This window comes from Rhodanobacter sp. UC4443_H10, from assembly GCF_052978325.1.
Map to the genome: position 1 here is coordinate 2,916,125 of NZ_CM129668.1, position 23,073 is coordinate 2,939,197.

The 23,073-nt window shown below is 69.6% G+C and carries 17 protein-coding genes; 8 read left to right on the top strand and 9 right to left on the bottom strand.

Annotation, left to right across the window (positions count from 1 at the left end; translation table 11 throughout):
- Window positions 1-27 precede the first annotated feature (27 nt).
- Window positions 28-1,059: a CDP-glycerol glycerophosphotransferase family protein gene (locus ACVCMB_RS13235; protein WP_447097538.1), complete on the bottom strand. Its 1,032-nt coding sequence runs from the start codon at window positions 1,057-1,059 to the stop codon at window positions 28-30.
- Entirely contained in the window at window positions 1,056-1,874 is an 819-nt protein-coding gene (locus tag ACVCMB_RS13240; RefSeq protein WP_447097537.1) for a glycosyltransferase family 2 protein, read from the bottom strand. The genes ACVCMB_RS13235 and ACVCMB_RS13240 overlap by 4 nt, the downstream gene beginning before the upstream one ends.
- A 297-nt stretch (window positions 1,875-2,171) precedes the next feature.
- On the opposite strand from ACVCMB_RS13240, the gene ACVCMB_RS13245 reads away from it, so the two are divergent.
- A complete protein-coding gene (locus ACVCMB_RS13245; RefSeq protein ID WP_447105352.1) occupies window positions 2,172-3,068 on the top strand; it encodes a glycosyltransferase family 2 protein in 897 nt (298 codons plus the stop codon).
- Between the two features lie 18 nt (window positions 3,069-3,086).
- Here ACVCMB_RS13245 and ACVCMB_RS13250 read toward each other — a convergent pair whose 3' ends face one another.
- The 5 genes from ACVCMB_RS13250 to def form a co-directional block, all read right to left on the bottom strand.
- On the bottom strand, window positions 3,087-4,364 hold the full coding sequence (locus tag ACVCMB_RS13250) for an O-antigen ligase family protein (RefSeq protein ID WP_447105353.1): 1,278 nt from the start codon (window positions 4,362-4,364) through the stop codon (window positions 3,087-3,089).
- A gap of 67 nt (window positions 4,365-4,431) precedes the next feature.
- Entirely contained in the window at window positions 4,432-6,141 is a 1,710-nt protein-coding gene (locus ACVCMB_RS13255) for an ArnT family glycosyltransferase (protein WP_447105354.1), read from the bottom strand.
- A gap of 98 nt (window positions 6,142-6,239) precedes the next feature.
- A complete protein-coding gene (gene rsmB / locus ACVCMB_RS13260) occupies window positions 6,240-7,541 on the bottom strand; it encodes a 16S rRNA (cytosine(967)-C(5))-methyltransferase RsmB (protein ID WP_447105355.1) in 1,302 nt (433 codons plus the stop codon).
- On the bottom strand, window positions 7,538-8,464 hold the full coding sequence (gene fmt / locus ACVCMB_RS13265; RefSeq protein ID WP_447107175.1) for a methionyl-tRNA formyltransferase: 927 nt from the start codon (window positions 8,462-8,464) through the stop codon (window positions 7,538-7,540). Before fmt ends, rsmB begins: the two co-directional genes overlap by 4 nt.
- An 11-nt stretch (window positions 8,465-8,475) precedes the next feature.
- Window positions 8,476-8,985, bottom strand: coding sequence for a peptide deformylase (gene def, locus ACVCMB_RS13270; RefSeq protein WP_447105356.1), 510 nt, complete (start codon window positions 8,983-8,985; stop codon window positions 8,476-8,478).
- Between the two features lie 188 nt (window positions 8,986-9,173).
- On the opposite strand from def, the gene ACVCMB_RS13275 reads away from it, so the two are divergent.
- The 7 genes from ACVCMB_RS13275 to ACVCMB_RS13305 all read left to right on the top strand — a co-directional run bounded on the left by ACVCMB_RS13275 (window position 9,174) and on the right by ACVCMB_RS13305 (window position 18,547).
- A complete protein-coding gene (locus ACVCMB_RS13275) occupies window positions 9,174-10,295 on the top strand; it encodes a LysM peptidoglycan-binding domain-containing protein (RefSeq protein ID WP_447105357.1) in 1,122 nt (373 codons plus the stop codon).
- A gap of 86 nt (window positions 10,296-10,381) precedes the next feature.
- Entirely contained in the window at window positions 10,382-11,527 is a 1,146-nt protein-coding gene (dprA, locus tag ACVCMB_RS13280; RefSeq protein ID WP_447105358.1) for a DNA-processing protein DprA, read from the top strand.
- An 82-nt stretch (window positions 11,528-11,609) separates the two neighbouring features.
- The gene (locus ACVCMB_RS13285) at window positions 11,610-14,108 is read left to right on the top strand and encodes a DNA topoisomerase I (protein WP_447097529.1); all 2,499 of its coding nucleotides are present in this window, start codon (window positions 11,610-11,612) and stop codon (window positions 14,106-14,108) included.
- Window positions 14,108-14,680, top strand: coding sequence for an L-threonylcarbamoyladenylate synthase (locus ACVCMB_RS13290; protein ID WP_447105359.1), 573 nt, complete (start codon window positions 14,108-14,110; stop codon window positions 14,678-14,680). Before ACVCMB_RS13285 ends, ACVCMB_RS13290 begins: the two co-directional genes overlap by 1 nt.
- Window positions 14,681-14,777: 97 nt before the next feature.
- The gene (locus ACVCMB_RS13295) at window positions 14,778-16,151 is read left to right on the top strand and encodes an AMP-binding protein (protein WP_447105360.1); all 1,374 of its coding nucleotides are present in this window, start codon (window positions 14,778-14,780) and stop codon (window positions 16,149-16,151) included.
- 67 nt (window positions 16,152-16,218) lie between these two features.
- A complete protein-coding gene (gene purD / locus ACVCMB_RS13300) occupies window positions 16,219-17,502 on the top strand; it encodes a phosphoribosylamine--glycine ligase (RefSeq protein WP_447097526.1) in 1,284 nt (427 codons plus the stop codon).
- Between the two features lie 172 nt (window positions 17,503-17,674).
- Window positions 17,675-18,547 carry a YbaY family lipoprotein gene (locus ACVCMB_RS13305; RefSeq protein WP_447097525.1) on the top strand — a complete coding sequence of 291 codons (873 nt, stop codon included), beginning with the start codon at window positions 17,675-17,677 and terminating at the stop codon, window positions 18,545-18,547.
- 121 nt (window positions 18,548-18,668) lie between these two features.
- Here ACVCMB_RS13305 and ACVCMB_RS13310 read toward each other — a convergent pair whose 3' ends face one another.
- Both ACVCMB_RS13310 and ACVCMB_RS13315 read right to left on the bottom strand, forming a co-directional pair.
- Window positions 18,669-20,516, bottom strand: a complete 1,848-nt coding sequence (locus tag ACVCMB_RS13310; protein WP_447105361.1) for an autotransporter domain-containing protein — start codon at window positions 20,514-20,516, stop codon at window positions 18,669-18,671.
- A gap of 113 nt (window positions 20,517-20,629) precedes the next feature.
- Window positions 20,630-22,957 carry a Tex family protein gene (locus ACVCMB_RS13315; protein WP_447105362.1) on the bottom strand — a complete coding sequence of 776 codons (2,328 nt, stop codon included), beginning with the start codon at window positions 22,955-22,957 and terminating at the stop codon, window positions 20,630-20,632.
- Window positions 22,958-23,073: the final 116 nt, after the last annotated feature.

Consider the following 23,073-nt stretch of genomic DNA (forward strand, 5'->3'; position numbering starts at 1 on the left):
CTAGCCTGCGACCGGATCAGGGCATCGCTAGGCCGGACCCCAGTAGCCGATGCGGCGACGCAGTTTCAGCTTGCGCCACAGGTTGAGCGGCTTGCGCCGGCGGTTGCGACCGCCGCGGGCGAGGAAGGCATCGATCGCGTCGAGCACGCGCTCGCTGGAGCGGCCGTCGCGGCGCGGATGGATGGCGTTGCCGTAGTCGGCGATCGCCTGCATCAGTTCCGGCGGCCGCGCCAGCGCGCGTTCGATCGCCGGCTCGAAGTCCTTCGCGTCGTCGATGTCGAGCAACTGCGGCCCGGGGCGCCGGTTCTTGAATGTCACCACCGGCTTGCCGGTGAGCAGGAACTCGTTGAGCGCCGAGGAGGTATCCGAGCACATCATGTCGACTTGCGGGAACAGCTCCAGGATGTTGTCGTTCTCGGCGAAGGTGAGGTACTCGTTCTGCAGCGCCTTGAACTTCGCCGTGGTCTCCGGGTTCATCTTCGGATGGAAGGTGACGATCCAGTGCCAGCGACCGTCGCGCGACAACCGCTTCACTTCCTCGTACAGCGTCTCGGCGGCACTCCACGACGGCGAAAAGGTGGAGTGGTAGAGGATCACCGGCGGCCGGCGCACCGGCGGCAACGGGCCGGCGATCTCGCGCATGAACGGGTCGAGCTTGGGCCAGCCGGTCTCGGTCACCGTGAAGTGGCCGAGCCGGTCCGCCAGCGCCTGGAACTGTGCGGTATCGCGTGGACCGGTGGTGCAGTAGAGATCGAAGAAACCGCGGATGTAGATGTGGCGCGGCTTGCCCGCATCGAAACCGTGGAACACCTCGACCTTCACGCCGGTGAAGAAATGCGGCAGGTGATTGCCCGGGGTCAGCACGGCGTCGGGCTTCCATGCGCGCACGCCGGCCACGTCGAGCAGGCGCTCGCCCTCGACCAGATCCTCGGCGCCGGGGCCGTCGAAAAACCACGCCGCCTCGCCGCCGCGGGCGCGCACCGCCTCCTGCAGCGGGCGCAGGATGGCCAGCGCGTAGCGCTCGGAGCCGTACATCAGATAGCGTCTGGGACTGTTCATTCGATGCTCGCGCCCTGCGCGCGCAGCGCGCTGGCGGCCTGTTCGACGGATGCCGGGTTGCGCGTCATCTCGTAGTAGCGCATGCGCTTGTACAGTGCGTAGCTGGCGGCGGTCTGCGCGATCACGAAGCCGCGCCAGCCATCCAGGCAGGCCAGCCGGAACAGGTAATCCTTGAGGAAAGCCAGCGCGTAGACGAACGGCGCCTGCCACATCCGCGCCGGCTTGCCCTTGTCCAGCCAGTCGCGGCATTTCAGTTCGGCGTACTGCAGCACCTTGAGCTGCTTGTGCACCAGGGTCGGGTTGTTGGTGTGCAGGAAGCTGCCGCGCAGGGTGGGCGCGGGGCCGTCGAACTGCAGCGATTCGTGCACGCGCGCATCGCTCCAGCGCGCACGGCCGCGGTGGTACAGGCGGGCCATGCGCTCGCCCGTCGCTGGCCGGTACCAGCGCATCGGCGCGCCCATGTAGACCGTGCTGCGGCGCAGGTACGCGGCGGCAGCGTGGCCGGCCATCAGTGCGGGCAGGCGCCGCTGCAGTTCGTCGGCGAGGTCGCCGCCGAGGTATTCGTCGGCGTCCAGCACCAGGATCCAGTCGTGCGCGCACTGACCGGCGGCGAAATTGCGCTGCGGCCCGAAACCCAGCCAGTCCTGGTGGACGACGCGCGCGCCATGCGCCTGCGCGATCGCCACGGTGTCGTCGTCGCTGCCGCAATCGACGACCAGTTTCTCGGCGGCAAACGGCACGCTGTCCAGGCAGCGGGCGATGTGGGCCGCCTCGTTGCGGGTGATCACGGCGAGGGTCAGGGGAAACGCAGGCATGGCGGCGATTCTAGCCGAATCATGCGAGTGGTCCGCCGCTGCGTTATGCTGTGAATGCGGAGTGAATTCCGTGGCTGGCGTGCGATTGGAGGGATTCCGGACGCCGCAGCCTCCTGGAGCGGTTGCCGTGGGACGGCGTAAGGGGCGCAGGGCGCCCACAGTCAGCGTCAGGTTCGCCGCAAGCCGGATATCGGCGCGGATCGTCCGACGCGAGACATGGAAGCGGAACATCGCTTCCGCCAGCGGCCGGAGGCCGCATCCAATGCAGTCTTCATGTACCGCTGTGGGGGGCATGCCATGCGCATCAGTGTTGCCGTGATCACCTATAACTGGCCCGAGGCGCTGGAACTGGTGCTGCGCGCGCTGGCCAGCCAGACCGAACTGCCGCACGAGGTGATCGTCACCGACGACGGCTCGCGCCCGGCCACCAGCGAACTGCTGCGGCGCCTGGCGCGTGACTATCCGGTGCGGCTGGTGCATCTGTGGCAGCCCGACGACGGCGCGCGCATGAGCCGCGCGCGCAACCGCGCGATCGCCGCCGCGCAGGGCGACTACGTCATCCTGCTCGACGGCGACATGGTGGTCGAGCGGCACTTCATCGCCGACCATCGCCGCTTCGCCCGGCGCGGCTGCTTCACCCAGGGTTCGCGCGTGCTCACCGATGCCCGTTCGGTGAAGGAGATGCTGGGCCGCGGGCCCACCTTTCCGGATTTCTTCCGTCGCGGCATCGACCGCCGCCGCCACACCGTGCGCCTCCCGCTGCTGGCCCACCTGTTCGCCCGTCCGAGCATGCGCCAGCGCGGCATCAAGAGTTGCAACATGGGTTTCTGGCGCGACGACCTGCTGCGCCTCAACGGTTTCAACGAGGCGATGATCGGCTGGGGCCGCGAGGATACCGAGCTGGCCGTGCGCGCCTTCCACGCCGGCCTGCTGCGCCGCGACCTGCGCCTGGGCGCGCTGGCGGTGCATCTCTACCACCCCACCCGCAAGCACCTGGTGGACAACCCCAACGACCGCATCCTGGCCGACACCCGGCAGCGCAACCTCGTTCGCTGCGAACGCGGCGTCGAGCAATACCGCGACGAGTTCGTCGTCGCGCCGGTCGACCTGCGCGCGGTCGCTGCACCGACGCCATTGCGACCGCCGGTGGGGGTGGGTCGCGTGGCCGCGCCACCGGCTGCCGCCACCGCGTGAGAAGGTCGTCCGCGCCGATCAGGCCGCGGACACCGGCGGCGGTTCGGAGCGGCGCAGCCGGGCGAGCCGCAGCGCCAGCCCCAGTACCGTGAAGAAATAGAACGATTGCGTCATCACCCGGTAGAACACCGCGTCGGTGAGCGCGCACAGCATGTACAAGGCGATCACGCCGACGCCGACGGCAGCCGGCAGCGCCACCTCGTCGTCCGCATCCAGCATGCGCCGGCTGAAGTGGCAAAGCGGGACCAGGAACACCGCCAGCAGCACCAGCAGACCCGGCACGCCGCCGGTGGCGGCCGCTTCCAGATACTCGTTGTGCGGCTGGTTGTAGCGTTCGATCGCGGCATGGCTGCGGCCGGCCGCGATCTCCTTGCGCGCATACGCGTCGAACTGGCCCACGCCGATGCCCACCAGCGGGTGTTCGGCGAAGGCGCGCGCCGCGGTGCGCCACATCTCCAGCCGCTCGATCACCGCGCCGCGGGTGGCCAGGCTCTGGTCGAAGCGGGTGACCTCCGGCGCGATCGCCTGGAACCGCTCCACCATCTCGCCGCGCATGCCGAAGGTGACGGTCCCGGCCACCACAGACACGGCACCGATCAGCAGCAGGCTGGAGCGCCAGTGTCCGCAGCGCCGCGCGTGCAGCAGCACCAGCAGCAGGAACACCGGCGCAAATGCCAGCAGCGGGCCGCGGCTCTGGGTCAGCAGCGCGCCGTACATGGCGCAGCCCATCGCCACCAGATGCAGCCAGCGTTCCCGGCGCCCCGTGCCGCGCGCCAGGAATTGCACCAGCGCCATCGTCGACAGGCCCAGCAACACCGTGGCCAGTTCGATCGAGGCCGACGGGCCGCCATTGAGGCCGTGCGGACGGTCGATGCCGAGCGCGTAGGCCTGCACCACGGCGGCCGCGCCCAGCACGATGGCGCCGAGGCTGAAACCGGCCCACACCACGCGCATCCGCAACGGCAGGCTGAAGCACGCCGCCACCACCAGGAACAGCAGAATGTGCGCCGGCCGATCCAGCGGTCGCCAGCCCAGGTCGTGCAGCAGCACGTTGAAGATCACGAATCCGATCATCGCCAGCGCCACCGCCACCGGCGGCCACGCCGCGCGATAGCTGCGCCGGATCGAGGCGGTGCTCGCCATCAGCGCCAGTCCAAGCAGGAACAGCAGCGCCGGCGGCAGCGCCTTGATCCCCCAGTCGATCGAGAACGACAGCGGCATCAGGGCCAGCAGGATCGACACTGTCCACGCCGGCCCGGGGCGCGCGAACACCTGCGCGAGGTGGGTATCGGTCATGCGCGCGTCACGCTCGCGAAGACCGCCGCGAGACAGGCTGGGCGGCGTGGAGAGGAAGTGGTGCGGTTCATTCGTCGTCGTCGCCTGCGGTACGCGGGATGCACCCGGGTATTACCGCGTCGTGCCTGAACATCCACCACTCGCGGCGGTTGGCGTGGCCGACATGGATCGCGCGCGCGCGATCCACGCAAGCGCCCATCGCCTCGTCCAGGCTGAAGATCCAGCGTTGCGCGGGATCGCCCTCGAGCCAGGCGATCGCCTCGGCGTACTGCTGCGGCCACGGTTTGCGGAAGCCGAACTCGGTCACCGGGCCCTGCGCCATCAGCAGGTTCTGCTCCTTCCATGCGAGCAGGCCGATCGTGGCCTGCGGGCCGGCGATGGCGCGCGCCTCGACCATCACGTCGCGCGCCGAGCGGTCGCCGTTGAGTAGCGGATAGCCCCACACCCCATACACGCTCCACAGCACGCCGGCGAACAGCAGCCATCCCAGCGGCGCGCGGCGCACCCGCGTCAGCGCGGCGATGGCGAGGCCGGCCACGCCGATGGCCAGCAGCATCCACCAGATCCGCGGGTCCAGGCTCTGTTCGATCTTCAGCGCCCAGGCCGGGTGGCGATGGATCGCCAGCGCCGAGGCGGCGGCCAGCGTGCCGGCCAGCAGCACGGTCAGCGCGAATACCGCGATGCGCACGCCGCGCCGGCGCAGCAGGCCGGGCAGCAGCGGCGCCAGCGCCAGCGCCACCATCGGCAGCGCCGGCAGGATGTAGACGTCGCGCTTGCCGGGGCTGAGCGAGAAAAACAGCAGCACCAGCACGGCCCAGCCCAGCGGCAGCAGGAAACGCGCATCGCGTCGTTTCAGCCGGTGCCACCACGCCGGCAGCGCCCACGGCAGCAGCAGCGACAGCGGCAGCCAGTCGACCACGATGATGCCGAGGAAGTAGAACGGCGAATGGATATGGCCGGTGGGCGTGGCGTAGCGGTGCACGGTCTGCCCGAACAGGATGTTCTGCACGTACTCGGCGTGCTGCGGGTCGCCGTCGGCACGGGCGATCAGCAGCATCGGCAGCAGCCAGCCGAGGATCGCCACGAAGAACAGCGCCAGCCCGCCGGCCCAGCGCCAGCCGCCGGCGGGCAGGGCGAGGCGCCGCCAGTGGCCGCGGCGCGCGACCAGGTACGGCACCAGCATCAGCAGGGCCAGCACGCCCACGCCCTTGGTCGCCACGCCCACGCCGGCGAAGAAACAGCCCACGGCGAACCAGCGCCAGCACGGCCCCAGCAGCAGATGGCGCAGCAGGCCGTAGTTGGCCAGCGTCATCCAGCCCAGCAGCAGCGGGTCGATCTGCGCGTTGCGCATCTGGTAGGTGAAGTGGATCGTGACCAGCAGCGTGGCCGCGGCCAGCAGCGCGCTGCGGTGACCCCACAGCCGCCGAGCCAGGTCGTAGACCAGTGCCAGCGCGCCCAGCGCGGCGAGCAGCGAGGGCAGCAGGAAGGCGATGCGCCAGTGGCCGGTGAGGTAGTAACTGAGCGCCTGCAGCCACATGAACACCGGCGGCTTGTCCGGGTACAGCTCGTGGCCGCGGTGCGGGAACAGCCACTGGCCGTGCTCGACCATCCATTGCGCGACCAGCGCGAAGCGCGGTTCGTCCGAAGGCCACGGATCGCGCAACCCCAGCCCGGCACCGAGCACCAGCAAGGCGAACGCGCCGAACACGACCAGCTCCCAACGGGCATCGCGCAACCACAACGGACGGGCGCGGGACAAGGGCACCGGGGGATTCACGATGAAGGGAGTTCCGCTGCGGGGACAGGGAGGGCAAGCATAAACGGCCGGCGCGATCCCGCACAGCCCCGCCCTGTGGCGGCGCGGCCGCGAGGTGCTCAGCCGCGCTTGTGCACTACCGCGTAATACATGCCGTCGAGATCGCCGTCGCCGGGCAGGATCTGCCAGCCCACCGCGGCGGCCTGGCCGATCGGCAGGCTGAGCGGCACGGCCTGGGCATCCGCTTGCTGCGCCAGCCACGTGCCGACCACGGCCTCGTTCTCCGCGCGCAGCACCGAGCAGGTGATGTAGACCAGCCGCCCGCCCGGCGCCAGCAATGGCCACAGCGCGGCGAGGATGCGCCGTTGCTGCGCGCCCATCGCGGCGATATCGCTTTCGCGTCGGTGCAGGCGCACGTCCGGTCGCCGGCGCAGCACGCCGGTTGCCGAGCATGGGGCATCGACCAGGATGCGGTCGAACAGCTGGCCCTTCCACCAGCGCGCGGGCACGCCGGCGTCGCCGACCACGATCTTCGCGTCCAGCCGCAGCCGCATCAGGTTCTGCCGGATGCGTTCGGCGCGCGCGGGTTCGAACTCCAGCGCGGTGAGGTCGATCTCGGCGCGCTCCAGCAGATGGCAGGCCTTGCCGCCGGGCGCGGCGCACGCATCCAGCACGCGCAGGCCGTCGCGCAGCTCGGCGAGGTCGGCGGCGACCTGGGCGGCGCCGTCCTGCACTGCGAAGTGGCCGGCGTCGAAGCCCGGCAGCCGGGTGACGTCGGTGCTGTGCGGCAGCACCAGCGCGTCGGCCAGCCACGGGTGGGCGCTGGCCGCGTGACCGGCAGCCTGCAGTTGGCCGATCAGCGTGTCGCGCTGGCAGCGCCGGCGATTGACCCGCAGCATCAGTGGCGGCTCGCCGTTGTCGGCCGCCATCACCGCGGCGGCCTGTTGCGGCCAGTCGCGTTCGAGCGCCGCGGCCAGCCAGGCGGGGTGGGCGTGGCGGGTGGCGGGGTTGGCGTCGAGCGCGGCCAGCCGCGCGGTCCGTTCGCGCTGCCAGCGGCGCAGCACGGCATTGACCAGGCCGGCGAGCTGCGGGCGCTTCAGCGCACGCACCGCCTCCACGGTGGCCGCCACGGCGGCGTAATCCTGCAGTTCGAGGATTTCCAGTTGCACCAGCCCCAGCACCAGCAGCGCATGCACCGCCGGGTCTTTGGGGCGCAGGGATTCCTCCAGCAGGCCGTCGATGGCCGGGTCGAAGCGCAGCCACCAGCGCGCGCCTTCGCTGAGCAGGGCCATCAGCAGCGCGCGGTCGCGCGGATCGGCCAACCTCGGCGCGTTGCGCTCCATCACTTCGCGCAGCGAGGCGCCGCGCAGGGCGATCTCGGCCAGACCCCTGGCGGCGAGGGCGCGGGTATCGGTTTTCACGGGCGCGGGCGCAGGTCGGGGCGGGCGTTGAGGTAGTCCGTCGCGCCGATGCGCTTGCCGCCGGCGCGCTGCACCGCGGTGATGCGCAGGGCGCCGCTGCCGCAGGCGACGTCGATGCCTTCGCGCCCGGCCGCCAGCACGCTGGCCGGGGCGGCATGGTGGTCCACTTCGATGGCGCGCGCGGCCCAGATCCGCAGCGATTCGCCGGCGATCTCCGCCTCGGCTACCGGCCACGGGTCGAATGCGCGCACCTGGCGTTCCAGCTCGATGGCCGGACGGCGGAAGTCGAGCTTCGCCTCGGCCTTGTCCAGCTTGTGCGCGTAGGTCACGCCGTCGGTCGGCTGCGGCGTGGCGACCAGCGTCTCGCCCGCCAGGGTACGGCGCAGGCCCTCGGCCAGCAGCTCGGCGCCCAGCGCGGCGAGGCGATCGTGCAGCGAGCCGCCGGTGTCGTCGCGGCGGATCGGGGTGCGCCGCCGCAACAGCACCGGACCGGTATCGAGGCCGGCCTCCATCTGCATCAGGTCGACCCCGCTCTCGGCGTCGCCGGCGAGGATTGCGCGCTGGATCGGCGCGGCACCGCGCCAGCGCGGCAGCACGCTTGCGTGCACGTTCCAGCAACCCAGGCGGGGGATCGAGAGCACTTTGCGCGGCAGGATCAGGCCATAGGCGACCACCACCAAAAGGTCGGGGCGGTAATCGGCGAGCCGCTGCTGCACGTCGGCGGATTTCAGCGACTCGGGCTGTTCCACGGTCACCCCGGCGGCCAGTGCGGCCTGCTTGACCGGGCTGGGCGCCAGCTTGCGGCCGCGGCCGGCCGGGCGGTCGGGCTGGGTATAGACGGCCACCAGCTCCGCGCCGCTGTTGCGGCACGCCTCGAAGCAGGGCACGGAGAATTCGGGGGTGCCGGCAAAGGCCAGCCGCAGGCCGGCGCTACTCAAGCACCCGCCGCCTGCTTGCGCTGCTTGTCGAGCCGCTTCAGCAGCAGGCTGCGCTTGAGCGGCGAGAGGTAATCGACGAAGACCTTGCCGTCGAGATGGTCCATCTCGTGCTGGATGCACACCGCCAGCGGCCCTTCGGCATCCACCACGATCTCCTTGCCGTCCACGTCCTGCGCCTTGACCTTCACCTTCAGCGCGCGGGTGACGTCGGCGTACAAGCCGGGAAACGACAGGCAGCCCTCCTGGTAGACCTGCGAGCCATCCTTTTCCAGCAGCTGGGCATTGATCAGCGCCAGCGGCTGGTTGCGCCCCTCGCTCATGTCGGTCACCAGCACCCGCTGGTGCACGTTGACCTGGGTGGCGGCCAGGCCGACACCGTTGGCCGCGTACATGGTTTCGAACATGTCGGCCACGAACTGCTTCAGCTTCGCGTCGAACGCGGTGACCGGCGCGGCGCGGGTGCGCAGGCGCGGGTCGGGGAACTCCAGGATGGAAAGTACGGACATGGCATCACCTCGGCGTCGAAAGTGCGGGCGACTTGGTAAAAATCCCACCCCGACGCGATCTAGAATGTGCATCATTGTACGTCGGCAAGCACGCGAGCGCAGACGATTTTCGCCAACCCGCGCCGGTTGCGCGGGTTAACCATTCGGTTACACTCGACCGAGCATCTGGGGAAGGGGGATTCCCGCCAATGATCAGAAAGACAATCGTGTTGCTGGCCGGCATGCTGGTCACCCTGACCGTCTATGCCGCGGGCGCGCAATTGCGTGCCAATCACCCCGACAGCTACACCGTTCGCCGTGGCGACACGTTGTGGGACATCTCCGCCAAATTCCTGGCCAAGCCGTGGTTGTGGCCGGAGATCTGGCAGGCCAACCCGCAGGTGCGCAATCCCCACCTGATCTATCCCGGCGACGTGCTCAACCTGTCCTTCATCAACGGCCCGAGCCTGCGGCTGGAGCCCAGCGCGCATCGCGAAGGCGAGGCAGTGCCGGCGATTCCGCTCAGCCAGCTGAAGATGTTCCTGAAGGACATGCGCGTGCTGGATTCCAACGCAGTCAGTTCCGCGCCCTACGTGGTCGGCTTGGAAGAGAACCGCCTGCGCGGCGCCGTCGGCCAGAACCTTTACGTGCGCGGCTTGCAGGGCGAGCCGGGCCAGCGCTGGGCGATCGTGCGGCCCAGCCACGTGTTCCGCGGCTTCGACCAGAACGATCCGGCCGATGCCGACCTGGTGGCGCACGGCCTGGACAGCAACGCGGCAATGGTCAATGCGCCGTGGCGCGAGGATTCGCGCAACGACGGCCACTATGGCAAGGGCGACGACCTCGGCGTCGAGGTGACGGTGATCGGCACCGCCGAGACCCTGCGCACCGGTGATCCGGCCACCCTGCTGCTGCTCGACTCCACCCGCGAGATCCGCAGCGGCGACCGCATCATGCCGATCGACGAGCATCCGTACGACGCGTACTACTACCCGCATGCGCCGAAGTCGCTGCCGGCCGACGCCAAGGTGATCGGTTTCGCCGACGCCCTGCGCGCGGCGGGTTCGCGCCAGGTGGTGCTGCTCTCGGTGGGTGCCCGCGACGGCGTCGACAACGGCACCACGTTCTCGATCTTCGAGCCCGGCGAGACCATCCACGACGATGTGGCCAGCAACAGCTGGAACCGCGGCGTAGGCGAAAAGGTCAAGCTGCCGGACGAGTACGTCGGCCACGTCATGGTGTTCCGCACCTTCGACCGGGTCAGCTACGGCCTGGTGATGGACAGCCTGCGCCCGGTACACGCCGGCGGCCGGCTGACCATGCCCGAATAGCGGCCATCGCAACGGCATCCTCCTACACGACGGCGCGGCCACCACCGCGCCGTCTTCGTCTGCGGTCGCTGCGTACACTCCCGGGCATGCATGATCCGCACCCTGATGACGACCACCGCGCCTGGCTGACCGCGCTGCGCACGCCCGGGCTCGGTCCCGGCGGCCTGCGCCAGTGGCTGGATCGCGGCGACGGCGACATCCATGCCGCGCTGGCGCAGTTGCGCCGTGACGGTGCCGGGCTCGATCCCGCCGCGCTGGCCTGGCTGGAGCACCCGGACGAGGCGCGCCTGGCGCAGGACCTGGCCTGGCTGGCCGAGCCCGGGCACCGGCTGCTGCGTTGCACGGATGCGGATTTCCCGCCGCAGCTGGAGCACATCCCGCAGCCGCCGGCGGTGCTGTTCGTGGCGGGCGATGCGAGCCTGCTGCTGCATCCGCAGGTGGCCATCGTCGGCGCGCGCGCCGCCAGCGCCAGCGGCATGGCGCACGCGCGGGCGTTCGCCCGTACGCTGGCCGAGGCGGGTTTCACGATTACCAGCGGCATGGCCGACGGCATCGACGGCGCGGCACACGCCGCCGCACTGGATGCCGGCGCGAAGACGCTGGCGGTGATCGGTACCGGGCCCGATCGGGTGTATCCGCGCAAACACCACGCGTTGGCCCGGCGCCTGGTCGAACACGGCGCGCTGGTCAGCGAATTTCCGCCCGGCACGGCGGCGCGGGCCGACCATTTCCCCCGCCGCAACCGGATCATCTCCGGGCTGGCGCTGGGGGTGCTGGTGGTCGAGGCGGGGCTGCGTTCGGGTTCGCTGATCACCGCGCGACTGGCCGCCGAGCAGGGCCGCGAGGTGTTCGCGCTGCCAGGATCGATCCACAATCCGCTGGCCAGCGGCTGCCACCGGCTGATCCGCGATGGCGCGCGACTGGTGGAATGCGCGGCGGAAATCGTCGAATTGCTGGCCCCCGCGGCGCGTTCACTGGGCCTCGAACTGGCCGCTCGGTTGGGTGGCGAGGAGGTCGGAACCGTCACGACGGCGACCGCGGCGGACGCCGATTATCGACGATTGTTGTCCGCACTTGGCCACGAACCGGCGACAATGGATGAACTTGTGCAGCGCACCGAGCTGTCGGCCGCGGCACTGTCCTCGATGCTGCTGATGCTGGAACTGGACGGGCGCATCGAACGCCGGTCGGGCAACGCCTACCAGGTCATGCCCACGTCCCTGCGGGCTTGACAGCCGAAGCCATGGCGTGGTTTCAACTATATATATGTCCGGCACGGAAGCGCCGGTGGTTCACTTTTGGATATCCCGCTTCATGGCAAAAAACCTGCTCATCGTCGAATCACCGGCCAAGGCCAAGACGATCAACAAATACCTCGGCAAGGACTTCCAGGTCCTCGCATCCTACGGTCACGTGCGCGACCTGAAGCCGAAGGAGGGCGCGGTCGACACCGAGCACGGTTTCGCGATGGCCTACGAGGTGATCGAGCGCAACCAGAAACACGTCGACGCGATCGCCAAGGCGGCTCGGGAGGCTGACGACATCTATCTGGCGACCGACTTGGATCGCGAAGGCGAGGCGATCAGCTGGCACATCAGCGAGATCCTGAAGGAGCGCGGCCTGACCAAGGGCAAGCAGCTGCACCGGGTGGTGTTCTCCGAGATCACGCCGAAGGCGATCAAGGCCGCGGTGGCCGCGCCGCGCCAGCTCTCGCACGACCTGGTCGACGCGCAGCAGGCGCGCCGCGCGCTGGACTACCTGGTCGGCTTCAACCTGTCGCCGGTGCTGTGGCGCAAGGTGCAGCGCGGGCTTTCCGCCGGCCGCGTGCAGTCGCCGGCGCTGCGCATGATCGTCGAGCGCGAGGAAGAGATCGAGGCGTTCAAGGCGCGCGAGTACTGGACCGTGGAAGCGCAGCTCAAGCACGTCGAAGGCGACTTCAGTGCGCGGCTGTCGCGTCTCAACGGCAAGAAGTTCGAGCAGTTCGACCTCACCAACGAAGCCGATGCCCAAGCCGCGCGTGCGGCGCTGAAGCAGGCCGCACGCGGCCAGCTCACGGTCAGCGACGTCACCTCGAAGGAGCGCAAGCGCCGCCCGGCCGCGCCGTTCACCACCTCCACCCTGCAGCAGGAGGCCGCGCGCAAGCTCGGCTTCACCACCAGCCGCACGATGAAGGTGGCGCAGGGCCTGTACGAAGGCGTGGCGCTGGGCGACGAGGGCAACGTCGGCCTGATCACCTACATGCGTACCGACTCGACCATGCTCGGCGACGACGCGATGGCCGAGCTGCGCCAGCTGATTGCCCGCGACTTCGGCGCGAAGGCGCTGCCGGACGCGGCGCAGGTATACAAGACCAAGTCGAAGAATGCGCAGGAAGCGCATGAGGCGATCCGCCCCACCTCGGCGATGCACACGCCGAAATCGGTGGCCGCCTTCCTCAACGACGACCAGCGCAAGCTGTACGAGCTGATCTGGAAGCGCACCGTCGCCTGCCAGATGATCCATGCCACGTTGAACACCGTCACGGTGGAGTTCGCGTTGCCGGACGCCCCCGGTGGCGACGCCTCGTTCCGCGCCAGCGGCACCACCGTGGTCGATCCCGGCTTCCTCGCCGTATACGAGGAAGGCCGCGACCAGAAGACCGCCGAGGACGACGACGAAGGCCGCCGCCTGCCGCGGCTGGCGAAAGGCGAGGCGGTGCCGCTGCACGAGATCGTCGCCGACCAGCACTTCACCGAGCCGCCACCGCGCTACTCCGAGGCAAGCCTGGTCAAGGCGCTGGAAGAACATGGCATCGGCCGCCCGTCGACCTACGCCAGCATCATCCAGGTACTGCAGAACCGCGAATACGTGTTCCTCGACAGCCGCCGCTTCAAGCCCAGCGACGTGGGTCGCGCGGTGAGCAAGTTCCTCACCCAGCACTTCACCCAATACGTCGATTACGACTTCACCGCCAAGCTGGAGGACGAGCTCGACGCGGTCAGTCGCGGCGAGGAAGCCTGGGTGCCATTGATGCAGCGCTTCTGGCTGCCGTTCAAGCAGCAGGTGGACGAGAAGGCCGAGTCGGTCGACCGCAGCGAGGCCACCGGTGCACGCGAACTGGGCAGCGATCCGAAGACTGGCAAGCCGGTGTTCGTGCGGCTGGGCCGCTTCGGGCCGTATGCCGCGATCGGCGACAAGGACAGCGACGAGAAACTGCAGTTCGCCTCGCTGCGCCCGGGCCAGAGCATGCACACGATCAGCCTGGCCGAGGCGCTGGAGCTCTTCAAGCTGCCGCGCCAGCTCGGCCAGGCGGACAACGGCGACGAGGTCAGCGTCGGCATCGGCCGTTTCGGCCCGTTCGTGAAGCAGGGCAGCACCTACGCTTCGCTCAAGCCCGAGGATGATCCGTACACGATCGAACTGCCGCGTGCGCTGCAACTGGTGGCCGACAAGCTGGAGATGCTGGCCAACCGGATGATTCTCGATTTCGGCAACGGCGTGCAGGTGCTCAACGGCCGCTACGGCGCCTACATCACCGATGGCGAGAAGAACGCACGCATCCCGAAGGAGCAGGAACCGAAGCTGCTGACCGAGGCACAGTGCCTCGAACTGCTTGCCGCCGCGCCGGTGAAGAAGGGCCGCTTCGGCAAGAAGACGGCGACCAGGAAAGCCGCCGCGAAGAAGGCCGCGCCGGCGAAGAAGGCCGCAGTGAAGAAGGCCGCGACGAAGAAGGCGCCGGCGAAAAAGACGGCCGCGAAAAAAGCCGCGGCGAAGAAAACCGCCACGAAGAAGACCGCGGCGAAGAAGTCTCTTGCCGGCAAGGCCGGCGCCTGATGCTGCAGCGTTTCACGCTCGACGAAGTCGATGCCGCTGCTGCACTGCTGCATGGCGGCGGCGTGCTCGCCTATCCGACCGAGGCGGTGTTCGGCCTCGGCTGCGATCCGTTCGACCGCGGCGCGTTCGAGCGGGTGTTCGCGCTGAAGCAGCGCCCATCGACGCAGGGCGTGCTGCTGATCGCGGCGGACTTCAGCCAGGTCGAACCCTGCATCGACTTCGCGGCGGTGCCCGATGCGGTGCTGCGGCAGGTGCGCGCCAGCTGGCCGGGGCCGTACACGTGGATTTTCCCGCGCTCGGCATGGGTGCCCGACTGGGTGGCCGGCGCGCATGCCGGCGTCGCGCTGCGGGTCAGCGCGCACGAACCGACGGCGTTACTGTGCCGTGCCTTCGGCGGCGCGCTGGTGTCGACCAGCGCCAACCCGCACGGGCAGCCGCCGGCCCGCGCCGCGCAGACCGTGGCCGAGTATTTCGGCGATGCCCTGGACGGCCTGCTGGATGCCCCGCTGGGTGGCCAATCCAGCCCCACGGTGATTCGCGACGCCCTTTCGGGCGCTATCATCCGCGCCTGAACGTGCGGGGGGAGCGCACGTCGGGGCATTCACGCCACCGTCCGCGTGGCGGCGCGATGCTGCCGCACGCCATTTGAGCATCCACGGAGACAGCCGTTTGGTTACCGTCCACGACCCGCGCCAGCGCGAGCTTCCACCGCTGCTGCCCTTGCTGGCGGCTGCGGACCCGGCGCGGGTGGTGGCCTGGCGGGAGGGCGAGGCAATCAGCGCCGGACACTTCCTCGCCGAGGTCCGCGCGGTGGCGGCGTCGCTGCCGCACGCACCGGCGGTGGTGAACCTGTGCGAGGACCGCTACGCCTTCCTGGTCGCGTTCTGCGCGGTGGCGTTGCGCGGCCAGGCCAACCTGCTGCCGTCCTCGCGTGCGCCGCAGGCGGTGGACGAGGTGATGAAGGCTCACCCCGGGTGCCACGCGCTGGGAGATCAGCGGCTCGACCCGGCGCCGCCCGGTTATCAGCAACTGCCGTCGTTCGACGCGCCGCGACCGGCGTACGTCGAGGCGCCCTGGCCGACCTTGCCGGCCGACCGGGTGGTGGCGATCGGCTACACCTCCGGCTCCACCGGCACGCCGATGCCGAACCCGAAGACCTGGGGCAGTTTCCACGCCAGCAACGCGGGCAACCTGGCGCGGCTGCATGCCATTGTCGGCGAGCGCTTCGAGCTGGTCGCCACGGTGCCGCCGCAGCACATGTACGGCATGGAGATGTCGGTGCTGTTGCCGCTGCTGGGCGATGTCGGCGTGCACACCGGCCGCCCGTTCTTTCCCGCCGACGTGGCCGCCGCGTTGGCCGCGGTGCCGGCACCGCGGGTGCTGGTGACCACGCCGGTGCATCTGCGCGCGCTGATCGATTCGGGCATCGAGCTGCCGGCGGTCGCGGCGATGGTATCGGCCACCGCGCCGTTGCCGGTCGGGCTGGCGCGCGCCGCCGAGCAGCGCTTCGCCGCGCCGCTGCTGGAAGTGTTCGGCTCCACCGAAACCTGCGTGTTCGCCAGCCGCCGCCCCACCGTGGACGAAGACTGGCTGCTGTACGACGACGTGACCCTGCACCCGCAACCCGATGGCACCGCGGTCGAGGCGCCGCAGCTCGGCGCGCCGGTCAGCCTGGCCGACCTGGTCAGCCTGTCGCGCGACGGCCGCCGTTTCCGCCTGTGCGGACGGCATGCGGACATGCTGGAGATCGCCGGCAAGCGCGCCTCGCTGGCCGACCTCACCCGCCGCCTGCTGGCGATTCCCGGCGTGCGCGACGGCGTGGTGTTCCAGCACGGTGACGGCGACGCGCTCGGCGTGCACCGCATCGCCGCGCTGGTGGTGGCGCCGGAGCTGGACGAGCACGCCATCCTCGACGCGCTGCGTCGCGCGATCGATCCGCTGTTCCTGCCACGCCCGCTGAAGCGGGTGGCCGCCTTGCCGCGCAACGAAACCGGCAAGCTGCCGCGCGCGGCGCTGCTGGCGCTGCTGCAACCGCCAGGCTGACGCCCGGGCGGCGGATCGCTGCCGCTACAATGGGCGACTGCGCCGGGTGGCGAGCGGGAGTGCGGCAATGAAGGTTCTGGTCATCGGCAGCGGCGGACGCGAGCACGCGCTGGCGTGGAAGCTCGGGCAGTCCGTGCAGGTCGACGAGGTGATCGTGGCTCCCGGCAACGCCGGTACCGCGCGCGAACCGGGCGTGCGCAACGCCGAGGTCGCGATGAACGACCTCGACGGCCTGCTGCAATTGGCGAAACGCGAGAAGGTCGGGCTGACCGTGGTCGGTCCCGAGGTGCCGCTGGTGGCCGGCGTGGTCGACAAGTTCCGCGCCGCCGGCCTGCGCATCTTCGGGCCGCGCGCGATCGCCGCGCAGCTGGAAGGTTCCAAGGCGTTCGCCAAGGATTTCCTGCAGCGGCACAACATCCCCACCGCGCACTACGCGGTGTTCACCGAACTCAATCCCGCGCTGGCCTACGTACGCCGGCAGGGCGCGCCGATCGTGATCAAGGCCGACGGCCTCGCTGCCGGCAAGGGCGTGGTGGTGGCGCTGACCCTGGCCGATGCGGAACTGGCGCTGCACGACATGCTCGGCGCGCACGCGTTCGGCGACGCCTCGGCGCGGGTGGTGATCGAGGAATTCCTCGACGGCGAGGAGGCCAGCTACATCGTGATGAGCGACGGCAGCCACGCGTTGCCGATGGCTTCCAGCCAGGACCACAAGCGCCGCGACGAGGGCGACCTCGGTCCGAACACCGGCGGCATGGGCGCGTACTCGCCGGCGCCGGTGGTCACGCCGGAAGTCGAGCAGCGCATCCTGAAGGAAGTGATCGAGCCGACCCTGCGCGGCATGGCGGCCGAGGGCGCGCCTTTCATCGGCTTCCTCTACGCCGGCCTGATGATCGACAAGTCCGGCGCGCCGAAGGTGATCGAGTTCAACGTGCGCTTCGGCGACCCGGAAACCCAACCGATCTTGTTGCGGCTGAAGTCCGATCTGGTCGAGCTGATCGACGCCGCGCTGGACGGCCATCTGGCGCAGACCCGCGCGCGCTGGGACAGCCGCCCCTCCATTGGCGTGGTGATGGCCGCCGCCGGTTACCCCGGACGCGTGCGCACGGGCGATTCGATCGCGGGCCTGGACGACATCGACGATGGCGACGTGAAGGTGTTCCACGGCGGCACCGCCCGCGACGCGCAGGGTCGCGTGGTGACGTCGGGCGGGCGCGTGCTCTGCGTGTGTGCGCTGGGCAGCGATCTTGCCGCGGCGCGCGAGCGCGCCTATGCGGCGGTCGGCAGGCTGCGCTGGGAGGGTGCGTTTCACCGCCGCGACATCGCCCATCGCGCCTTGCATCGACGCTGAAAGCGCTGCAGCGCCGGCATGCAGCGTACGCGCGCGCACGGCGGGCAGGCGGGGATTGACTTTTCCGCGCCCGCTTTTTTGCGATATGCTTGCAGGCTCCCCCGCGTAGAGTCGTGGCGCCACCAGGCCCGCGCGACCACGTGTCGATTTCACGCATAAAGAGGTTTCTGGCATGCGCAAGACGGTTTTGTCGCTGGTATCGGTTGCTGCGCTGGCCCTCGCCGGCTGCCAAGGTTCGTCGTCGGATCAGGCCGCAAACGGCGGTCCCGCCAACGCCGAAAGTGCGGCCAAGGTATCGATCCCCAGCGAAGTCAGCGGCACGATCTCCCTGCGCGCAGGTACGCCGCAGCCTTCGGACAAGGCAACGCTGGTGCTGAACCTGGTCGATGTCTCCTCCACCGCGGTCGGCTCCGCACCGCTGGCCACCAAGACCTCGCCGGCCGGCAGCTTTCCGCAGCCGTTCAAGCTCACCTTCAACCCCGCCGACGTCAAGCCGAACGACCTGTACGTGGTGCAGGCGATCCTGACCGACGGCGAGCGCCAGTACGTGATGCCGATCCAGGCGCCGGTGCTGGCCAAGGGCAGCCAGAACGACGCGGTGTCGATCCAGCTGGTCGCCGAGCAGACCCCCGGGGAAAAATTGCTGGCCGCATTCGACGACGTGCAGAAGCAGCTCGGTGCGATGAAGGTCAACCACGGCACCAAGCTGGAGAAGGATGCCTCGCGCGGCTGGCAGCTGTTCCGCCAGGACGGCCAGATCCAGTTCATCCGCGAGCTGGTCGAGTACACCAAGGACGGCTTCACCAGCACCGACTACGCCTACAAGGACGGCAAGCCGTGGGCGATCGTGCAGCAGCACATGGCCAGCCGCGACGGCAAGCCCTCCTCGATCGACCGTGCCGGCTGGAGCGATGACGGCACGCTGGTGCTGAAGCAGCACCAGGTCGGCAGCGACGTGCAGCCGCTGGACCCGGCCGAGGCGGCGAAGCTCAAGCAGGAGGCGATGACCATCCTCGGCCTCGCCACCAACGGCAAGAACAAGTAAGTCGCTGCAGACTCTCCCGCGTCGAGCGGGAAGCTCGCAAAGAAAAAGCCGCCCGCATCAGCGGGCGGCTTTTTCATGGATGTGACCCGGCCCGGGCCGGCCGAGTCGCGGCCTGGCCGGATCAGAGGTCGATCCGCACGCCCATGTTGACGCTGTTGTACTTCTGGCTGTTGTCGCCGAAGCGGCCGCTGTAGCCGATCCAGCTTTGCACGCTGGGGGTCAGCCGGGCGGACAGCCCCAGCGTGGCGGCGCCCCAGCTCTGGTCGGGGCTGAAGCCGGTCAGCGCGAAGCTGCCGTTCATGCTGTTGAGGCCGGCGCGGACCTCACGTGCATCGGCCTTGCTGTCGTGGTTCCAGCCCAGTTCGGCATACGGCGACATCACCAGGTTGTTGACCTGCCACTGGCCGCGCAGGCGCCAGCCGAGGGTGGATATCAGCGAGTCGCGCTGCTGGCGGCCGAACCACATCGCGCTGCTGTCGTTGCCGCTCTCGCTGTAGCCGCTGATCTTCACGGTCTCCCAGTCGACGGTGGCGAACGGGCCTGTCTGCAAGTCGTTGCCCAGCTCGAACCACCAGCCGCCGGTGACGCCGCCGCCAAGGTGCGAGCCGTCGGTCTTGCCGGTCTCGGTGCGCTGCATCGCGCCGATGTTCATGCGGCGCTCGATGTCCTTGAAGTTGGACTGGCCGAAGTTGACGTAGCCGCCCACGTAGCCGCCACCGTTGTGGTAGCCGACGTAGCCCAGGCCGCTGACGTCCTGCAGCTTGTAGCCGCCGCCGCCGGAGAAGTCGGCGTTGTGCTGGCCGACGCCGAGCGCCACGCCGGCAGTGACGTGCTCGCCGGCGAAATAGTTCGCGCCCAGGGTGAAGTTGAGGTTGTCGCTGTTGGTGCGCGGCGAGTTGTTGCTGGCGTCGAAGCGTTGCCGGGCGTAGTCGATGTTGACGAAAGTGCGCACGTCGCCGTCCTTGCCGGTGGTCAGCATCTGGTCGCGCATCACGCGGTTCTGCACGGCGCTCGCCGCCAGCGGCGCTTCGCCGAGCAGCGAGATCTGCTCCGGCGCGTGGATCACCGACAGCACGTACTGGCCCAGCATGGCGTGGGCGGCGGTGGTCGGGTGCACGCCGTCGGCGAACAGGTAGGTCTGGTCGGCGCCGGCCGCGTAGCTGTACGGCAGGCCCGAGCCCTGCGGGCCGCACTGCACCGAACTGGAACCGGCGCCGCAGGCCGGCGCGGTGACGTTGCTGAAACCGTAGGCGCCCGGGTTGGCGATCACTTCGTTGAGCAGCGCGTAGGTGTTCGCCGGGATGATGTTCAGGCCGTTGTTGCTCAGTTGCGCCAGGCCGCTGTTGAGCACGCCGTTGTAGAGCACGGCGAGCTGGCTGGCGCCGGCCTGTGCGGTGGCGCCGCCGAGCGCGGCCTGCGGGGTCTTGCCGAGATCGGGCAGGTTGTAGACCAGCACGTATTTCGCGCCGGCCGCCTGCAGGCCGGCGAGCACGCCAAGCTCGGTCTGCGCCGCATTGACCGCGCCGGCGGAGATCGCGTTCGGATCGCTCAGCGTGCCGCTCAGGTAGAAGATGTCGTTGGCGCCGCCCCAGACCTGGTACAGCGCACGCGAGTCGGCCTTGCCGCCGTTCGCGCCGAGGTACATCTGCAGCTGCTGGGCGATGGTCGGTACCGCGGCGACGTTGTTGACGAAGCCCGCGCCGCCCCAGGCGTAGTCGGTGCCGCCGGCCGCCGACGGCGCCAGCGTGAAGCCCAGGCCCGTCGCCACGTTCTCCGCCGCGGTGGTGCCCGGGTTGGTGGTGAAGCGCAGCGGCGGCTGGATCGTCGGTGCGCTGGCCAGCGAGATGTTGCCGTTGTCGCTCAGGCTGTCGCCGAAGACGATGACGTTGCTGAAATCGGCGGCTGCGGCGGCCGTGCTGAACAGCATGGCGGTTGCGATGGCGCCGGCCAGATGGCGGGTGCGAAGCATGGAAGTACTCCTCGGCCGGGATGGCCTTGTTCGTTGCGGGTTACGGTACGGTATTCCATACGGAACCGCATGCTGCAGCGCATCGCCGCCGCAGGCGGATGGTGGTCGGCGCTTCAGCGCTTGCCGGCGCGCGCGAACGCGTCGGCGAAGGCGTTGCTGGCGGGCGCGGCCGCGGGCTTGGGTGCGCCGCCCCCCGGACGCGGGCCGCGGCCGTCGCGCGAGCCGCCACGGGCATCGCTGCCGGCGCCCGGACGGCTGCCGCGCGCCTGCCCCGGTTCGTCGTCCAGGCGCATGCTGAGGCCGATGCGCTGGCGCGGAAGGTCCACCTCCATCACCTTGACCTTGACGATGTCGCCGGCCTTCACCGCGTCGCGCGGGTCCTTCACGAAGCTGTGCGACAGCGCCGAGACATGCACCAGGCCGTCCTGGTGCACGCCGATGTCGACGAAGGCACCGAATGCGGCGACGTTGGTGACGCGGCCTTCCAGGATCATCCCGGGCTTCAGATCCTTCACGTCCTCGACGCCTTCGGCAAAGCGCGGCGCCACGAACTCCGGGCGCGGGTCGCGGCCGGGCTTTTCCAGCTCTTTCAGGATGTCGCGCACGGTCGGCACGCCGAACTTTTCATCGGTGAATTGCTCGGGTTTGAGCCCGCGCAGGAAGCCGGCGTCGCCGATGATGTTGCGCACCTCGCGGCCGCACTGGGCGATGATCCGCTCGACCACCGGGTAGGCTTCCGGATGCACCGCGCTGGCGTCCAGCGGGTTGTCGCCGCCGGGCACGCGCAGGAAACCGGCGCACTGCTCGAAGGCCTTGTCGCCGAGCCGCGGCACCTTCAGCAGCGCCTTGCGGTTCGGGAACGGGCCGTTCGCATCGCGGTGCTTCACCACATTCTCGGCCACCGAAGCGGACAGCCCGGCCACGCGCGCGAGCAGCGCGGCCGAGGCGGTGTTCACGTCCACGCCGACGGCGTTGACGCAGTCCTCCACCTTGGCGTCCAGCGCGCGCGCCAGCTTGATCTGGTTCACGTCGTGCTGGTACTGGCCCACGCCGATCGCCTTCGGTTCGATCTTGACCAGCTCGGCCAGCGGGTCCTGCAGGCGGCGCGCGATCGAGACGGCGCCGCGCAGGCTCACGTCCAGTCCGGGGAACTCCTTCGCGGCGAGTTCGGAGGCCGAATACACCGAGGCGCCGGCCTCGCTCACCACGATCTTCGACAGCTTCGCGTCGGCCAGCTTCCTGATCAGCTCGCCGGCCAGCTTGTCGGTCTCGCGCGAGCCGGTGCCGTTGCCGATCGCGATCAGGTCGACGTTGTGCTGCTTGCACAGCTTCGCCAGCGAAACCAGCGATTCGTTCCACTGCCGCCGCGGCTCCAGCGGGTAGATCGTGTCGGTGGCCAGCAGCTTGCCGGTGGCGTCGACCACCGCCACCTTGCAGCCGGTGCGGATGCCGGGATCGAGCCCCATCACGGTCTTGGCGCCGGCCGGCGCGGCCAGCATCAGGTCCTTCAGGTTGTCGCCGAACACGCGGATCGCCTCGTCCTCGGCGCCTTCGCGCACGCGGCCGAACAGGTCCAGCGTGAGGTGCAGGTGCAGCTTTACGCGCCAGGTCAGGCGCACCGTCTCGCGCAGCCAGGCGTCGGCGGCACGACCGCGGTCGTGGATGTTCGCGTGCGCCGCGACGCGGCCCTCGCCCTCGGCGTGGCCCTGTTCGCTGTCGGCGGCGGGCGCCAGTTCCAGTTCGATCACGCCCTCGTTGCGCGCACGCATCAGCGCCAGCAGGCGGTGCGAGGGAATCTTGCCGATCGGCTCGACGTGGTCGAAGTAGTCGCGGAACTTGGCGCCTTCGTTCTCCTTGCCCGCGACCACCTTGGCGCGAATCTGCCCTTGCGACCACAGCCAGTCGCGCAGCTCGCCGACCAGGTGCGCGTCCTCGGCGATCGCTTCCATCAGGATTGCGCGCGCGCCGTCGAGTGCGGCGCGCACGTCGGCCACGCCCTTGTCCGCATCCACGAACGCTTCGGCGAAGGCCTCCGGCGATCGCGTGGGGTCCTCGCGCAGGCCAGTCGCCAACGGTTCCAGCCCGGCCTCGCGGGCGATCTGCGCCTTGGTGCGGCGCTTGGGCTTGTACGGCAGGTACAGATCCTCCAGCCGCGCCTTGGTGTCGGCGGCGAGGATGTCCGCCTTCAAGGCGTCGTCGAGCTTGCCCTGTTCCTCGACGCTGGCGAGGATCGCCGCGCGGCGCTCTTCCAGTTCCCGCAGGTAGCGCAGGCGTTCTTCCAGCAGGCGCAGCTGGGTGTCGTCTAGGCCGCCGGTGACTTCCTTGCGGTAGCGCGCGATGAACGGCACGGTGGCGCCGCCGTCGAGCAGGTCCACCGCCGCGCGCACCTGTTCGGTCTTCGCGGCGATGTCGTGGGCAATGCGTTGTTCGATGCTGGGCATGGGTGGAGCGTTCCTGGCGGCGGCGCGATGCCGCCGAATGAAAAGTTCAAGCCGTTGATGATAACAAGCGCCCGGGAATCGTCGGCGCGCCAATGAAAACGGCGCCGCGGACGAAC

What these genes read in the sequence shown, in the direction of transcription:
- ACVCMB_RS13235 (WP_447097538.1), bottom strand. Translation starts at nt 1,059, where the DNA reads ATGAACAGTCCCAGACGCTATCTGATGTACGGCTCCGAGCGCTACGCG.
- ACVCMB_RS13240 (WP_447097537.1), bottom strand. Translation starts at nt 1,874, where the DNA reads ATGCCTGCGTTTCCCCTGACCCTCGCCGTGATCACCCGCAACGAGGCG.
- ACVCMB_RS13245 (WP_447105352.1), top strand. Translation starts at nt 2,172, where the DNA reads ATGCGCATCAGTGTTGCCGTGATCACCTATAACTGGCCCGAGGCGCTG.
- ACVCMB_RS13250 (WP_447105353.1), bottom strand. Translation starts at nt 4,364, where the DNA reads ATGACCGATACCCACCTCGCGCAGGTGTTCGCGCGCCCCGGGCCGGCG.
- def (WP_447105356.1), bottom strand. Translation starts at nt 8,985, where the DNA reads ATGTCCGTACTTTCCATCCTGGAGTTCCCCGACCCGCGCCTGCGCACC.
- ACVCMB_RS13275 (WP_447105357.1), top strand. Translation starts at nt 9,174, where the DNA reads ATGATCAGAAAGACAATCGTGTTGCTGGCCGGCATGCTGGTCACCCTG.
- dprA (WP_447105358.1), top strand. Translation starts at nt 10,382, where the DNA reads ATGCATGATCCGCACCCTGATGACGACCACCGCGCCTGGCTGACCGCG.
- ACVCMB_RS13285 (WP_447097529.1), top strand. Translation starts at nt 11,610, where the DNA reads ATGGCAAAAAACCTGCTCATCGTCGAATCACCGGCCAAGGCCAAGACG.
- ACVCMB_RS13290 (WP_447105359.1), top strand. Translation starts at nt 14,108, where the DNA reads ATGCTGCAGCGTTTCACGCTCGACGAAGTCGATGCCGCTGCTGCACTG.
- purD (WP_447097526.1), top strand. Translation starts at nt 16,219, where the DNA reads ATGAAGGTTCTGGTCATCGGCAGCGGCGGACGCGAGCACGCGCTGGCG.
- ACVCMB_RS13305 (WP_447097525.1), top strand. Translation starts at nt 17,675, where the DNA reads ATGCGCAAGACGGTTTTGTCGCTGGTATCGGTTGCTGCGCTGGCCCTC.
- ACVCMB_RS13310 (WP_447105361.1), bottom strand. Translation starts at nt 20,516, where the DNA reads ATGCTTCGCACCCGCCATCTGGCCGGCGCCATCGCAACCGCCATGCTG.
- ACVCMB_RS13315 (WP_447105362.1), bottom strand. Translation starts at nt 22,957, where the DNA reads ATGCCCAGCATCGAACAACGCATTGCCCACGACATCGCCGCGAAGACC.